This is a genomic window from Streptococcus sp. E17BB (assembly GCF_041807725.1).
In the GTDB taxonomy this organism is placed as follows: Bacteria; Bacillota; Bacilli; order Lactobacillales; family Streptococcaceae; genus Streptococcus; species Streptococcus entericus.
This window is the reverse complement of sequence record NZ_JBGTZC010000086.1, coordinates 1-529: the sequence shown is the minus strand read 5'-3', so window position 1 is coordinate 529 and position 529 is coordinate 1. Positions and strand designations below refer to the sequence as shown.

Genomic DNA, 529 nt, shown 5'->3' with positions numbered 1-529 from the left:
GCTTTAGCAACTTCTTCTGTCGTCATGCGTGAGAAGTAGTGGCTCGTGTCGATGGTTTGGAGTTTGGCCAAGACATCCGCATACTCGTAGCGGGTGCCAACCAGCAACTCTTCGATATCGCTGACATCACCAATCCCAAAGAAATCCCCATAAATCTTGATAGACTCGATAACGGACTTCTCTGTCTTGATGTAGCTGGTGATTTTCCCAGCGTCATAGCGGACGTTGCGCTCGACTGTATAATCTGGCGTTTCGCCAAAGTTCCATTCCCAAGTCGCAAACTTGGTGTCACGAATGTCCTGAATCTTAGCCAGTTCCTCATCTGAAAAGACATACTCGGTCATGTCTGGGTATTCTTTTTTCATTTGAGCGAGAATGGCATCGCTGAACTCTTGTACCGTAATTTTTTCTGGCAATTCATTGTTGATGTTGGTCACGCGGGCACGAACCGATTTGACACCTTTTGACTCGATTTTATCCTTCGATACCTTGAGCGCATCGCCAAGGACGGTCATGTCCACATCAAACA

The 529-nt window shown here is 46.9% G+C and carries 1 protein-coding gene; it reads right to left on the bottom strand.

The annotated features are described in order from the left end of the window. A partial coding sequence (locus ACERC7_RS10735) for a lipoate protein ligase C-terminal domain-containing protein (RefSeq protein WP_373666917.1) occupies window positions 1–529 on the bottom strand: 529 nt, incomplete at both ends.